This window comes from Leclercia adecarboxylata, from assembly GCF_006874705.1.
Classification (GTDB): Bacteria; Pseudomonadota; Gammaproteobacteria; order Enterobacterales; family Enterobacteriaceae; genus Enterobacter; species Enterobacter adecarboxylatus_C.
The window spans coordinates 522,792-535,410 of the sequence record NZ_CP035382.1; the positions used below are offsets into that span (position 1 = coordinate 522,792).

Consider the following 12,619-nt stretch of genomic DNA (forward strand, 5'->3'; position numbering starts at 1 on the left):
TTATTTCCACGCAGCATATAGATATGCGAATTCCTTACTTCCCCATACTTATTCAACAGGTATGCTGGGTCGGTATCCCAATTTCAAACAGTTAAGGACAGGCCATGAGTAAGATTTTTGAAGACAACTCGCTGACTATCGGTCACACGCCCCTGGTTCGACTGAACCGTATCGGTAATGGACGCATCCTGGCGAAGGTAGAATCTCGTAACCCAAGCTTCAGCGTAAAATGCCGTATCGGTGCCAATATGATTTGGGATGCGGAAAAGCGTGGCGTGTTGAAACCTGGCGTTGAGCTGGTTGAGCCAACCAGCGGTAACACCGGTATTGCTCTGGCCTACGTGGCCGCCGCGCGCGGTTACAAGCTGACGCTGACCATGCCGGAAACCATGAGTATTGAACGTCGCAAGCTGCTGAAGGCGCTGGGTGCGAACCTGGTGTTAACTGAAGGCGCAAAAGGGATGAAGGGCGCTATCCAGAAAGCTGAAGAGATTGTTGCCAGCGATCCGGCTAAATATCTGCTGCTCCAGCAGTTCAGCAACCCGGCTAACCCGGAAATTCACGAGAAGACCACCGGCCCGGAGATCTGGGAAGATACTGACGGTCAGGTTGATGTCTTTATTTCAGGTGTGGGTACCGGCGGTACGCTCACCGGCGTGTCTCGCTATATTAAAGGCACAAAAGGTAAAAAAGATCTGATTACCGTTGCCGTTGAGCCAACAGACTCCCCGGTGATTGCCCAGGCGCTGGCAGGTGAAGAGCTGAAACCAGGCCCGCATAAAATTCAGGGTATCGGCGCAGGCTTCATTCCGGGCAACCTGGATCTGAAACTGATTGATAAAGTGGTGGCTATCACCAACGATGAAGCCATCTCTACCGCCCGTCGTCTGATGGAAGAAGAAGGTATTCTGGCTGGTATCTCTTCCGGTGCTGCTGTAGCCGCGGCGCTGCAATTACTCGAAGATGAAACCTTTACCAATAAGAATATCGTGGTTATTCTTCCATCGTCGGGTGAGCGTTATTTAAGTACTGCACTGTTTGCCGATCTCTTCACAGAGAAAGAACTGCAACAGTAGTGCCAGAATGTAAATATCGCGTAAAAAAGCACCCATCCGGGTGCTTTTTTGTGGCCTGCTTCAAAGTTTTATCTCGTCTGGCATTGCTTCACCCTGTTAGCTCTGGTATTTAAGCTGACAATTATTTTGAAGCTCGAAATTAATCGATACACGAATTCCCGCTGCTGAATCGATTTTATGATTTGGTTCAAGTCTTGCTTTCGCGGCATAATGTTTAATGTCGAACGAGACGTCAGCAGCCTGACATGCCAGTACCGAAAATACGTTTGACACATCTGTGCCTCGTGCCGTTAAGCCGGTGCTAACAATACAGGCTAAAGTCCTGCCGCCAGGCTAGACTTTAGTTCCACAACACTAAACCAATAAGTTGGGGAAATACAATGTTCCAGCAAGAAGTTACCATTACCGCTCCGAACGGTCTGCACACCCGCCCTGCTGCTCAGTTTGTTAAAGAAGCGAAAGGCTTCACTTCTGAGATCACTGTGACTTCCAACGGCAAAAGCGCCAGCGCAAAAAGCCTGTTCAAACTGCAGACTCTGGGTCTGACTCAGGGCACTGTTGTGACCATCTCCGCTGAAGGCGAAGACGAGCAGAAAGCAGTTGAGCATCTGGTAAAACTGATGGCTGAGCTCGAGTAAGTTTCCGGGTTCTTTGTAAAAATCAGTCACAAGTAAGGTAGGGTTATGATTTCAGGCATTTTAGCATCCCCGGGTATCGCTTTCGGCAAAGCACTGCTGCTGAAAGAAGACGAGATCGTCATCGACCGGAAAAAAATTTCTGCTGATAAGGTAAATCAGGAAGTTGAGCGTTTTCTGAGTGGCCGTGCAAAAGCATCTGCGCAGCTGGAAACGATCAAAACTAAAGCTGGCGAAACTTTCGGTGAAGAAAAAGAAGCCATCTTCGAAGGGCACATCATGTTGCTCGAAGATGAGGAGCTGGAGCAGGAAATCATAGCCCTGATTAAAGATAAAGGCATGACGGCCGATGCGGCTGCACATGAAGTTATCGAAGGTCAGGCGACTGCCCTGGAAGAGCTGGACGATGAGTACCTGAAAGAACGTGCGGCTGACGTGCGTGATATCGGTAAGCGCCTGCTGCGCAACATCCTCGGCCTGGCCATCATCGATCTGAGCGCGATTCAGGACGAAGTGATCCTGGTTGCTGCTGACCTGACCCCGTCAGAAACCGCACAGCTGAACCTGAACAAGGTGCTGGGTTTCATCACTGACGCCGGCGGCCGTACCTCCCACACCTCTATCATGGCGCGTTCTCTGGAACTGCCTGCCATCGTGGGTACCGGTAGCGTGACCGCACAGGTTAAAAACGACGACTATCTGATTCTGGATGCCGTAAACAATCTGGTTTACGTCAACCCAACCAACGACCAAATTGAACAGCTGCGTGCCGTTCAGGAACAGGTTGCGACCGAGAAAGCCGAACTGGCAAAACTGAAAGATCTGCCGGCAATTACGCTGGATGGTCATCAGGTTGAAGTTTGTGCCAACATCGGCACCGTACGCGACGTTGATGGCGCAGAGCGCAACGGCGCGGAAGGTGTAGGCCTGTACCGTACCGAATTCCTGTTCATGGACCGTGACGCCCTGCCAACCGAAGAAGAGCAGTTTGCTGCTTACAAAGCGGTAGCTGAAGCCTGTGGCTCACAGGCGGTTATCGTCCGTACCATGGACATCGGCGGCGACAAAGAGCTGCCGTACATGAACTTCCCGAAAGAAGAGAACCCGTTCCTGGGCTGGCGTGCAGTGCGTATCGCCATGGATCGTAAAGAGATCCTGCGCGACCAGGTTCGCGCCATCCTGCGTGCTTCCGCTTTCGGTAAACTGCGCATCATGTTCCCAATGATCATCTCTGTTGAAGAAGTGCGTGCACTGAAGAAAGAGATCGAAATCTACAAACAGGAACTGCGCGACGAAGGTAAAGCCTTCGACGAAGCTATCGAAGTTGGCGTCATGGTGGAAACCCCAGCCGCAGCGACGATTGCCCGTCACTTAGCGAAAGAAGTCGATTTCTTTAGTATTGGTACCAACGATTTAACCCAGTACACTCTGGCAGTTGACCGTGGTAATGATATGATTTCACATCTTTACCAGCCAATGTCACCGTCCGTGCTGACGCTTATCAAGCAAGTTATTGATGCTTCTCATGCCGAAGGCAAATGGACTGGCATGTGTGGTGAGCTTGCAGGCGACGAACGTGCTACACTTCTGTTGCTGGGTATGGGTCTGGACGAGTTCTCTATGAGCGCCATTTCCATCCCGCGCATCAAGAAGATTATCCGTAACACGAACTTCGAAGATGCGAAGGTATTAGCAGAGCAGGCTCTTGCTCAACCGACAACGGACGAGTTAATGACGCTGGTTAACAAGTTCATTGAAGAAAAAACAATCTGCTAATCCACGAGATGCGGCCCAATTTACTGCTTAGGAGAGATGGCTAATGGGGTTATTTAGTAAACTGTTCGGTGACAAAGGCAACAGCGACACCGGAACTATTGAGATTGTTGCTCCGCTGTCTGGTGAAATCGTCAACATCGAAGACGTGCCGGATGTCGTGTTTGCAGAGAAAATTGTTGGTGATGGCATTGCTATCAAACCGACCGGTAACAAAATGGTTGCGCCGGTTGATGGTACCATCGGTAAGATTTTTGAAACCAACCACGCATTTTCTATCGAATCTGATAGCGGTATTGAGCTGTTCGTTCACTTCGGTATCGACACCGTCGAGCTGAAAGGCGAAGGCTTCAAGCGTATCGCTGAAGAAGGCCAGCGCGTTAAAGTTGGCGACCCGGTTATTGAATTCGATCTGCCACTGCTGGAAGAGAAAGCCAAGTCTACCCTGACTCCGGTTGTTATCTCCAACATGGACGAAATCAAAGAACTGATCAAACTGTCCGGCAGCGTTACCGTGGGTGAAACCCCGGTTATCCGCATCAAGAAGTAATTTCTTGCCGCACAGAAAAATGGCGCCTTCGGGCGCCATTTTTGTTTGTCAGGCCGGCAGAACCAGCTCGTCGTACCCTTTCTCCTGGGTGTGCTGCATCACCTGCGTTACCCGATCACCTGCCCGGCTTATCGCTGCGGCCACGCTTTCGCGCTGCACCAGGGCGCTCACCAGCTCAGAGCAGAACAGATCTCCGGTACCTTTCAGATCGGCTTTAATGCGCGGGTGGGCGCTGACCGTCACGTTGTCGTGTGAAACCAGCACCACGTGGATGCTGTCAGCATCACCGACAACCGGCGCGCTGGTGATCGCCACCCACTGTAGCGTATCGGATAACAGGCCTTTGGCGGCGGCAATGGCGCTGGCATTGTCCCGGCACGACTTGCCGCTGAGAACTTCCAGTTCGTAGACGTTCGGCGTAATTCCCTGCGCCAGCGGTAGCAGGTGCTGGCGGTAAGCTTCCGGTATCTCTGGTTTGACGTAGGTTCCGCTGTCGGTGTCACCAATCACCGGGTCCACCAGGATCAGCAGATCGGGATGCTGCGCCTTGACCGCACCCAGCCACTCCGCCAGCAGAGCAATCTGGCTCGCGCTGCCCATATAGCCGGTAGTGACCGCTTTCAGCTCACGCAACACATCGCGCTCGCCCAGCGCTTTCAGGTAGCCGCTGAACCACTCGTCGGGTATCACCCCGCCATAAAAAGTGTCGTAGTGCGGGGTATTGCTGAACAGCACCGTCGGTATCGCCGTCACGTTGAGGTGATGCTGGCGAATATTGGGCACCGCAATGCTGTTACCGACGCTGCCGTACACCACCTGCGACTGCACCGCCACAATGTCGGTCTGCTGCGCCCGGGTTTTGTCCCGGAATAAAATCATTTCCATAGCGTTTAGATCCCTGCGCCCTGCGCATAGCTCTCCTCACCAAAGACGCCGGTAGACAGATAGCGATCGCCGCGATCGCAAATAATCGCCACCACCACTGCCCCCGGCGTTGCCGCGGCTACCCGCAGAGCGCCGGCTACCGCGCCGCCAGAACTGACGCCGCAGAAAACCCCTTCGCGCACGGCCAGTTCACGCATGGTATTTTCCGCCTCGCGCTGATGAATATCCAGCACCTGGTCCACAAGCGAGGCATTAAAAATGCCCGGCATGTACTCCGCAGGCCAGCGGCGAATACCCGGAATGCTGCTGCCCTCTTCGGGCTGCAAACCAACAATAGTGACCGCCTTTTCCTGCTCGCGCAGAAAGCGGGAGACGCCGGTGATGGTGCCGGTGGTGCCCATACTGGAGACGAAATGGGTGATGCGGCCCCCGGTCTGCTGCCAGATTTCCGGGCCGGTGGTGGTGTAGTGCGCATAAGGGTTATCGGGGTTGTTGAACTGATCCAGCAGCCTGCCTTCGCCCCGGTTCGCCATCTCGAGGGCCAGATCGCGGGCCCCCTCCATCCCCTGCTCTTTACTGACCAGAATTAACTCGGCGCCATAGGCCAGCATTGCGGCACGGCGCTCCTGGCTCATGTTATCTGGCATCAGAAGCTTCATGCGGTAGCCTTTGAGAGCAGCAATCATCGCCAGCGCAATGCCGGTGTTACCGCTGGTCGCCTCGATCAGCACATCGCCGGGTTTTATTTCGCCGCGCTTTTCCGCCTGAACGATCATCGACAGCGCGGCGCGGTCTTTGACCGATCCCGCCGGATTATTGCCTTCCAGTTTGATCCAGATTTCGCTGCCGTTGTCCGGTCCCATGCGCTGCAGTTTGATCAGAGGGGTGTTGCCGATGGTTTGTTCTAATGTATTCATGATCGCTGTCCAATAAAAAGCCCGGTGGCGCTTACGCTTACCGGGCCTACAGAGAGCATATGGTAGGCCGGGTAAGCGCAGCGCCACCCGGCAAAACTACGTGGGCTTAACCTATCAGGCAGATTCCGCCAGAGCAAGATCTCCACGCGTCTCGATACGATCCTTATCGTGATAAATGCGCGCATGTTGCAGCCCGACAAACAGACGTTCGCCGCGGTATGGCGGCTCCTCGTCGCGCATGACCACCGTCAACGGTTCGTTGTACCAGCCCAGCGGCTGCACGACCAGCTGGGTGTAGTGGCCTTTTGGACTGGCTTCCAGCACCTGTACCGGCAGCGGGGAATCCAGACTGGTGCGACGGCTGACGTCCACTTCCCACGGGCGCAGGAAGAGATCCACCGGCCCCTGATAGCCAGGCGTGTAACCCAGCGGCCAGCGATGGGCGCCAACGTGGAACTGACCGCCGCGAATATGGCCGTGCAGACGGTTCACTTCGCCCATAAACTCCAGCACAAAGCGGGTAGCCGGTTCGCGCCAGAGGTGCTCTGGCTCATCAACCTGTTCGATATTCCCCTGGCTCATTACCACTACCCGGTCGGCAACTTCCATCGCCTCTTCCTGATCGTGGGTGACGAAGACGCTGGTGAATTTCAGCTCTTCATGCAGCTGACGCAGCCAGCGACGCAGCTCTTTACGCACCTGTGCATCCAGTGCGCCGAAGGGCTCATCCAGCAGCAGGATCTGCGGCTCAACCGCCAGGGCACGGGCCAGCGCCACGCGCTGTTTCTGTCCACCGGAGAGCTGGGCCGGATAACGGTCCGCCAGGTGTGCCAACTGCACCATCTCCAACAGTTTGGTCACTTTCGCTTTGATGGTGGCGGCGTTCGGACGTTCACGACGCGGCAGTACCGTCAGGCCGAAGGCGATGTTGTCGAACACCGTCATATGGCGGAACAGGGCGTAATGCTGGAACACGAAGCCCACCTTACGATCGCGCGCATGCAGGCGGCTGACGTCGGTACCGTGGAAGCGAATATGCCCGCTGGTCTGATGCTCCAGACCGGCAATAATACGCAGTAGCGTGGTTTTACCGGAGCCAGACGGCCCCAGCAGCGCCACCATTTGTCCGGAAGGGATATCCAGCGAGATATCGTTCAGCACCTGGGTGCGACCAAAGGACTTCTTAATATTGGCAATCTCAATGCTCATGATTTCCCTCCTGATGCTGGCGTTTGGCCTGATTCTCTAAACGCCACTGCACCATACTCTTTAAAAACAGGGTCAAAATAGCCATCAGCGTCAGCAGGGCTGCGGCGGTAAAGGAACCGACGGTGTTATAGTCCTGCTCCAGCAATTCAATTTGTAACGGCAGCGACAGGGTTTCGCCGCGGATCGAGCCGGAAACCACCGACACCGCGCCAAACTCACCAATCGCGCGGGCGTTAGTCAGCACCACGCCATACAGCAGCGCCCAGCGGATGTTGGGCAGCGTCACGCGACGGAACATCTGCCAGCCGGATGCGCCCAGCAGTACCGCCGCTTCGTCTTCATGGCTGCCCTGGCTGAGCATCACCGGCACCAGCTCGCGCACCACAAACGGACAGGTCACAAACACCGTCACCAGCACCATGCCCGGCCAGGCGAACATGATCTGTAAGTTATGTTCATCCAGCCAGCCGCCCAGCGGACCGTTGGAGCCGTAGAACAGCAGATAGACCAGACCGGCCACCACCGGCGACACCGCAAACGGAATATCCAGCAGGGTCAGCAGCAGCTGGCGGCCCGGGAAGTTAAAGCGCGTCACCAGCCAGGCCAGCAAAACGCCGAAAACCAGGTTCACCGGCACGGTAATCAGGGCAATCATTACCGTCAGCCAGATGGCATGCAGCATGTCCGGATCGGCCAGATTTTGCAGCGCGGGCATGATCCCTTTGCTGAACGCCTGGACAAAGATGTACACCATAGGCACAACGAGAATAAAGGCGGACACCAGCACGCCCGTCCCTATCAGGAACCATTTCCCCCAGTTAATACGGGGCGCGTCGTAGCGTTTCAATTCAGTAACTTCCGCCATCAGTGACCTACCACGCGTCGACCAAAGCGACTTTGCAGAGTGTTAATTGAGAACAGCAGCAGCAGCGAGGCCGCCAGGATCACCGAGGCAATCGCGCTTGCCGCCGGGTAATCAAACTCCTGCAACCGGATAAAAATCATCAACGAGGTGACTTCCGTTTTCCACGCGATATTACCGGCGATAAAAATTACCGCGCCAAATTCACCGAGGCTGCGGGTAAACGACAGCGCTACGCCCGCCAGCAGCGCGGGAGAGAGCTCCGGCATGACCACTTTGCAGAAGCTCTGCCAGCGCGTCGCGCCGAGGGTTTCTGCCGCCTCTTCGTATTCCGGACCCAACTCCTCCAGCACCGGCTGCACGGTACGCACCACAAACGGGATGCTGGTAAAGGCCATCGCCACCGCAATGCCGAGCCAGGTATAGGTCACTTTGATATCAAACTTCGCCAGCCACTCGCCGTAAAGCCCGTTCACCGAGAACAGCGAGGCCAGGGTTAAACCGGCCACGGCGGTAGGCAGCGCAAACGGCAGATCCATCAGCGCATCCAGCAGCGTGCGGCCCGGGAAGCGGTAGCGGGTTAAGATCCACGCCATCAGCAGGCCGAACACGCCGTTGAAGATGGAGGCGACAAACGCCGACAGCAGCGTCACCTTATAGGCCGCCACCACCTGCGGGTTGCTGATCACCTCCCAGTACTGGGACCAGCTCATCTCAGAGAGCTGGACCACCAGCGCACTGAGCGGTAACAACAAAATCAGACAGACGAACAGCAGGCTGGTCCCGAGGCTTAAGGTAAAGCCCGGCAGCACACGTCTGGAGGAAACTGCAAACATTACTTACGCCCCGCCGCCAACAATTTGTCCAACTCACCGCCGCTGGCGAAGTGCGTTTTCATCACCTCAGGCCAGGAGCCAAAATGGTCTTCCACGCGGAACAGCTCGGTCTGCGGGAACTTATCTTTCAGCTTGTTCATCACGTCCGGGTTATTCACGCGATAGTAGTAATCGGTGATCACGGTCTGCGCCTGCGGGCTGTAGAGATAGTTGAGATAGGCTTTTGCCGCCTTCTCAGTGCCGTTTGCCTGCACGTTTTTATCCACCCAGGCGACCGGGAACTCCGCCAGCACGTTGGTTTTTGGGATAACCACTTCGAAGCCCTGCGCTTCATACTGTTTGCGAATGTTGTTCACTTCCGATTCAAAGCTGATCAGCACATCGCCCAGACCGCGCTCGGCGAAGGTGGTGGTCGCGCCGCGTCCGCCGGTATCAAACACTTCGACGTTTTTCAGGAACTGGGTCATGAACTGCTCGGTTTTGGCTTTATCATCACCGTCAGCTTTATCCGCAGCCCCCCAGGCGGCCAGATAGGTATAGCGGGCGTTGCCGGAGGTTTTGGGGTTCGGGAAAATCAGCTTCACGTCAGAACGCACGAGGTCGTTCCAGTCATGAATGTTCTTCGGGTTTCCCTTACGCACCAGGAAGCCCATGGTGGAGTAGAACGGCGAGCTGTTATTGGGCAGACGGCTCTGCCAGTCGGCCGGGAGCAGCTTGCCTTTGTCGTGCAGGATCTGCACGTCGGTAATCTGGTTGTAGGTCACCACATCCGCTTTCAGCCCCTGCAGGATCGCCAGCGCCTGTTTGGACGAACCGGCGTGAGACTGTTTGATGGTCAGCTTGTCGCCGTTATTATCCTTCGCCCACTGCTGTTCAAACGGCGGGTTCAGGGCGGCAAACAGCTCGCGGGAGACGTCGTAAGAGCTGTTCAGCAGCTCGGTTGCCTGCGCCTGAGCGACCAGCAACACTGAAGCTGCCAGCACCAGAGATCCTTTTTTCAGTACAGTAACGGCCATTGCGCACCCTAAGAGTTGTGATGATTTTCTTAGGGTCATCATATTTATAACGAGTACTAAAGGAGTAACGGTTTTATATACCGTTTGGTGATTTAGAAGCAGAAAAGGGAATAAGGCATTACTCCCCTCTCCCCTGTGGGGAGAGGGTCAGGCTGAGGGAATTACAGTGCAAGCAGACGCTCAACGGACGGCGCAAAGTAGTAGCCGCCGGTGACCGGCTTAGTGAAGCGCAGCATGGCGTCACGCTTGCCGTCGGTATCCCCGAACATGCTCAGCAGCTGCTGTTCGATGTTATACAGACGCGCACAGTAGGCGCAGAAGTAGAGACCGTGCGTACCGCTGGCGGTGCCGTACGGCAGGCTCTGGCGCACAATCTTCAGCCCTTTGCCGTCTTCTTTGAGATCCACACGGCTCAGGTGCGAGGTCGCCGGACGGTCATCGCCGTCGATCTCCTCGTTGGCCTCTTTGGTGCGGCCAATCATCATCTCCTGATCGTGTACGCTCATACGGTTAAGCTGTTTGAGGTTGTGCTCCCAGCGCTGGACGAAAACGTAGCTGCCGCCGGCGTCCACGCCCTCTTTAATAACCGCCACGTCACGACGGACCTCATCCCCTGCCGGGTTTTCGGTGCCGTCAACGAAGCCGCTCAGATCGCGCTCTTCCACCCAGCGGAAACCGTGGATCTCTTCTTTCACTTCGACGCAATCGCCAAAGGCGGCCATCGCGGCCTGGGCAATGGAGAAGTTCACATCGTGACGCAGGGAGAGAATATGGATCAGCACGTCATACTGGGTGGCCGGGGCCAGACCTTTGCCGTAAGGGACAAAGTCTTTCAGCTCTTCGGCCCCTTCCCCACCGCTCAGCTGACGCCAGACGTTGTGGCCGAACGCCACCACCGCGCCGCAGTGGGCATCCGGGAATTTGACCTGGAAGGTGGCCAGTTTATCGATAAAAACTTTGCTGGCCGCACGCAGGGCATCAATATCCCCTTTGACATTGGCTTCAATCCAAATCGCCGCGCGGCAATGTTCTGGCAAAATGCCACTCTGAACCTGAGACATCGCTCCTCCTGAAAAAAAGATGCCACGACGTCGTGGCATTGTTGGCGGCGATTATACCCGCTTTTTCAGCGAGGCGGCTTGTCCAGGCGCAATTTACTGCTGCCAGATAATTTTGCTGATTTTCCAGTTCTTCAGCGTGTCGTCAGACGGCATCAACCCCTCCGGGCCGCTCCAGGTTCCGCTGAACTGGTAGCTGATATGCTGGCTGCCGTCGGCCTTACACTCCACCGTCACGCTGTCATCACCCGCCACGCTGACGCAGTTGCCGTAGGCTTTCTGATACAGGTCGCTGAACGGGGTCCCGATCTTCACGCCATTGTCGGTTTCGATCTCGCTGTCCAGCACCTCAATGCGCCCGACAGTGGATTTATCACCGTTAATCACCAGCGCCAGCTGGTCATCTTTCATCGCTTCAAAGTAGTGCACGATGGTACCGTTCTGCGTTTTCATGCCGCTACGCAGACGGTAATCGCCGCCTAACGCCGATTCGATGGCGCTCTGTTCCAGCGCCGTAGCGGCAGTGAGATTCCCCACGCCCTGCTCGGTCACCTCCGTGGATGAACCGAACCAGTTCCAGGGGTAGGCCGCAGACCAGTTCACGGCGGAGAGCGTTGAACAGCCCGTCAGGACAACGGGGAGCGCGCATAACAGTAAACGCAGCGATTTCATCGGGAGATCCTTTCTGGTTAATTTGACGCTTGTTGGAGTGCAGCATCGCTAAAAAGTGCCGTTTAATCTTTTTCAGGCGTAAAACAGGCGCGCAGGCGGGGATGGGTCAGCAGCCACAGCAGCGCCACGATATCGGCTACCAGCAGCGCAATGCCCGGCCCACTCACGGCCTCACCGTTGAGCCACAGCAGGGGTTGCCAGCCCAGCAGCACGCCCTGGGCGAGGATCAACAGCCAGCGCAGCGCGCGCCACAGGCGCGGCACGAGATGGCGCCGCCCGCTCAGTAAAAAGGCCAGCACCGCCGGGATCCCCGGCAGCAGCCCGAGCCAGAAGTTATCGTGATCGGGATAAAACAGGTTCAGCAGGGTATTGCCCTGATCGCGGGAGGCCCCGGCCAGCACGAACAATACCCAGGTGCGCGCCTGAAGCAGCAGCACGCACCAGAACAGAAACGGCAGGCGAACCCGACCGTGGCTGTCATAGTCCCCGGGGTGAAAATCAATACTCTTCATCTTCTATCAGGCGTTTGCCCAGCGTCAGCACGTCGGCATGTTCATAGTTGAGACGCTCGTACATACCCAGCACCACGTCATTATCTTCACGCACCATGATCTGAATCTTCGGACAGCCCCGGGCGATCAGTTTCTTTTCCAGACGATTGAGCAGCGCGTTGGCAATGCCACGCCCGCGAAACTCCGGGTGAACCCCCAGGTAGTACGCCGAACCACGATGCCCGTCGTAGCCGCCCATCACCGTGCCCACTACTTCGCCATTCACTTCCGCGACCAGAAACAGACTGACGTCATGGTTGAGCTTGCGCTCGATGTCCATCTCCGGATCGTTCCACGGTCGCAGTAGATCGCAGCGCTCCCAAAGGGTGATCACCTCTTCGAAGTCTGCCTGGCGAAAAACGCGTATCTCCATGGTATTAACCGCCTTTTTGGGTTTAAAAACAGTGATTATGACGCGAACGCCCTCTTTCGCCAATATCCAGCGAAAAAGGTCAGGAAATTTGGCATAATGGCACTTTGTCACGTATTGAAATGAAAAGTAAAACAATTCGCCACATGGACTGTCGTAACGGAAAAGACGATACGATATAACACCAGGACCCCAATTTTTACAATTCA

General features: G+C 55.7%; 14 protein-coding genes. 4 read left to right on the top strand and 10 right to left on the bottom strand.

From position 1 onward, the window contains the following. Window positions 1-104 precede the first annotated feature (104 nt). The 4 genes from cysK to crr all read left to right on the top strand — a co-directional run bounded on the left by cysK (window position 105) and on the right by crr (window position 4,034). Window positions 105-1,076: a cysteine synthase A gene (gene cysK, locus ES815_RS03490; RefSeq protein WP_106994669.1), complete on the top strand. Its 972-nt coding sequence runs from the start codon at window positions 105-107 to the stop codon at window positions 1,074-1,076. A 380-nt stretch (window positions 1,077-1,456) separates the two neighbouring features. After that, the gene (gene ptsH, locus ES815_RS03495; protein WP_000487600.1) at window positions 1,457-1,714 is read left to right on the top strand and encodes a phosphocarrier protein Hpr; all 258 of its coding nucleotides are present in this window, start codon (window positions 1,457-1,459) and stop codon (window positions 1,712-1,714) included. A 45-nt stretch (window positions 1,715-1,759) separates the two neighbouring features. Beyond that, window positions 1,760-3,487 (top strand): phosphoenolpyruvate-protein phosphotransferase PtsI, encoded by a 1,728-nt coding sequence (gene ptsI, locus ES815_RS03500; RefSeq protein WP_142486637.1) that lies wholly within the window; start codon window positions 1,760-1,762, stop codon window positions 3,485-3,487. 43 nt (window positions 3,488-3,530) lie between these two features. After that, entirely contained in the window at window positions 3,531-4,034 is a 504-nt protein-coding gene (gene crr / locus ES815_RS03505) for a PTS glucose transporter subunit IIA (protein ID WP_032612978.1), read from the top strand. 48 nt (window positions 4,035-4,082) lie between these two features. Here the strand turns inward: crr and pdxK are convergent, their stop codons facing one another. The 10 genes from pdxK to ES815_RS03555 all read right to left on the bottom strand — a co-directional run bounded on the left by pdxK (window position 4,083) and on the right by ES815_RS03555 (window position 12,413). Then, entirely contained in the window at window positions 4,083-4,919 is an 837-nt protein-coding gene (gene pdxK, locus ES815_RS03510) for a pyridoxine/pyridoxal/pyridoxamine kinase (RefSeq protein WP_142486638.1), read from the bottom strand. Window positions 4,920-4,924: 5 nt separating this feature from the next. Further along, the gene (gene cysM / locus ES815_RS03515; RefSeq protein WP_142486639.1) at window positions 4,925-5,836 is read right to left on the bottom strand and encodes a cysteine synthase CysM; all 912 of its coding nucleotides are present in this window, start codon (window positions 5,834-5,836) and stop codon (window positions 4,925-4,927) included. Window positions 5,837-5,950: 114 nt separating this feature from the next. Continuing rightward, entirely contained in the window at window positions 5,951-7,045 is a 1,095-nt protein-coding gene (cysA, locus tag ES815_RS03520; protein ID WP_142486640.1) for a sulfate/thiosulfate ABC transporter ATP-binding protein CysA, read from the bottom strand. Continuing rightward, entirely contained in the window at window positions 7,035-7,910 is an 876-nt protein-coding gene (gene cysW, locus ES815_RS03525; protein WP_142486641.1) for a sulfate/thiosulfate ABC transporter permease CysW, read from the bottom strand. The genes cysA and cysW overlap by 11 nt, the downstream gene beginning before the upstream one ends. Further along, window positions 7,910-8,743, bottom strand: a complete 834-nt coding sequence (gene cysT / locus ES815_RS03530) for a sulfate/thiosulfate ABC transporter permease CysT (RefSeq protein ID WP_142486642.1) — start codon at window positions 8,741-8,743, stop codon at window positions 7,910-7,912. The genes cysW and cysT overlap by 1 nt, the downstream gene beginning before the upstream one ends. Beyond that, a complete protein-coding gene (locus ES815_RS03535; protein ID WP_142486643.1) occupies window positions 8,743-9,759 on the bottom strand; it encodes a sulfate ABC transporter substrate-binding protein in 1,017 nt (338 codons plus the stop codon). Before ES815_RS03535 ends, cysT begins: the two co-directional genes overlap by 1 nt. Window positions 9,760-9,920: 161 nt before the next feature. After that, window positions 9,921-10,820: a Dyp-type peroxidase gene (locus ES815_RS03540; protein WP_142486644.1), complete on the bottom strand. Its 900-nt coding sequence runs from the start codon at window positions 10,818-10,820 to the stop codon at window positions 9,921-9,923. Window positions 10,821-10,913: 93 nt separating this feature from the next. Further along, entirely contained in the window at window positions 10,914-11,489 is a 576-nt protein-coding gene (locus ES815_RS03545) for an RpoE-regulated lipoprotein (protein WP_142486645.1), read from the bottom strand. A gap of 62 nt (window positions 11,490-11,551) precedes the next feature. Next, entirely contained in the window at window positions 11,552-12,001 is a 450-nt protein-coding gene (locus ES815_RS03550; RefSeq protein ID WP_142486646.1) for a DUF2919 domain-containing protein, read from the bottom strand. Next, window positions 11,988-12,413: a GNAT family acetyltransferase gene (locus ES815_RS03555; protein ID WP_142486647.1), complete on the bottom strand. Its 426-nt coding sequence runs from the start codon at window positions 12,411-12,413 to the stop codon at window positions 11,988-11,990. Before ES815_RS03555 ends, ES815_RS03550 begins: the two co-directional genes overlap by 14 nt. Between the last annotated feature and the right edge of the window lie 206 nt (window positions 12,414-12,619).

What these genes read in the sequence shown, in the direction of transcription:
- cysK (WP_106994669.1), top strand. Translation starts at nt 105, where the DNA reads ATGAGTAAGATTTTTGAAGACAACTCGCTGACTATCGGTCACACGCCC.
- ptsH (WP_000487600.1), top strand. Translation starts at nt 1,457, where the DNA reads ATGTTCCAGCAAGAAGTTACCATTACCGCTCCGAACGGTCTGCACACC.
- ptsI (WP_142486637.1), top strand. Translation starts at nt 1,760, where the DNA reads ATGATTTCAGGCATTTTAGCATCCCCGGGTATCGCTTTCGGCAAAGCA.
- crr (WP_032612978.1), top strand. Translation starts at nt 3,531, where the DNA reads ATGGGGTTATTTAGTAAACTGTTCGGTGACAAAGGCAACAGCGACACC.
- pdxK (WP_142486638.1), bottom strand. Translation starts at nt 4,919, where the DNA reads ATGGAAATGATTTTATTCCGGGACAAAACCCGGGCGCAGCAGACCGAC.
- cysM (WP_142486639.1), bottom strand. Translation starts at nt 5,836, where the DNA reads ATGAATACATTAGAACAAACCATCGGCAACACCCCTCTGATCAAACTG.
- cysA (WP_142486640.1), bottom strand. Translation starts at nt 7,045, where the DNA reads ATGAGCATTGAGATTGCCAATATTAAGAAGTCCTTTGGTCGCACCCAG.
- cysW (WP_142486641.1), bottom strand. Translation starts at nt 7,910, where the DNA reads ATGGCGGAAGTTACTGAATTGAAACGCTACGACGCGCCCCGTATTAAC.
- cysT (WP_142486642.1), bottom strand. Translation starts at nt 8,743, where the DNA reads ATGTTTGCAGTTTCCTCCAGACGTGTGCTGCCGGGCTTTACCTTAAGC.
- ES815_RS03535 (WP_142486643.1), bottom strand. Translation starts at nt 9,759, where the DNA reads ATGGCCGTTACTGTACTGAAAAAAGGATCTCTGGTGCTGGCAGCTTCA.
- ES815_RS03540 (WP_142486644.1), bottom strand. Translation starts at nt 10,820, where the DNA reads ATGTCTCAGGTTCAGAGTGGCATTTTGCCAGAACATTGCCGCGCGGCG.
- ES815_RS03545 (WP_142486645.1), bottom strand. Translation starts at nt 11,489, where the DNA reads ATGAAATCGCTGCGTTTACTGTTATGCGCGCTCCCCGTTGTCCTGACG.
- ES815_RS03550 (WP_142486646.1), bottom strand. Translation starts at nt 12,001, where the DNA reads ATGAAGAGTATTGATTTTCACCCCGGGGACTATGACAGCCACGGTCGG.
- ES815_RS03555 (WP_142486647.1), bottom strand. Translation starts at nt 12,413, where the DNA reads ATGGAGATACGCGTTTTTCGCCAGGCAGACTTCGAAGAGGTGATCACC.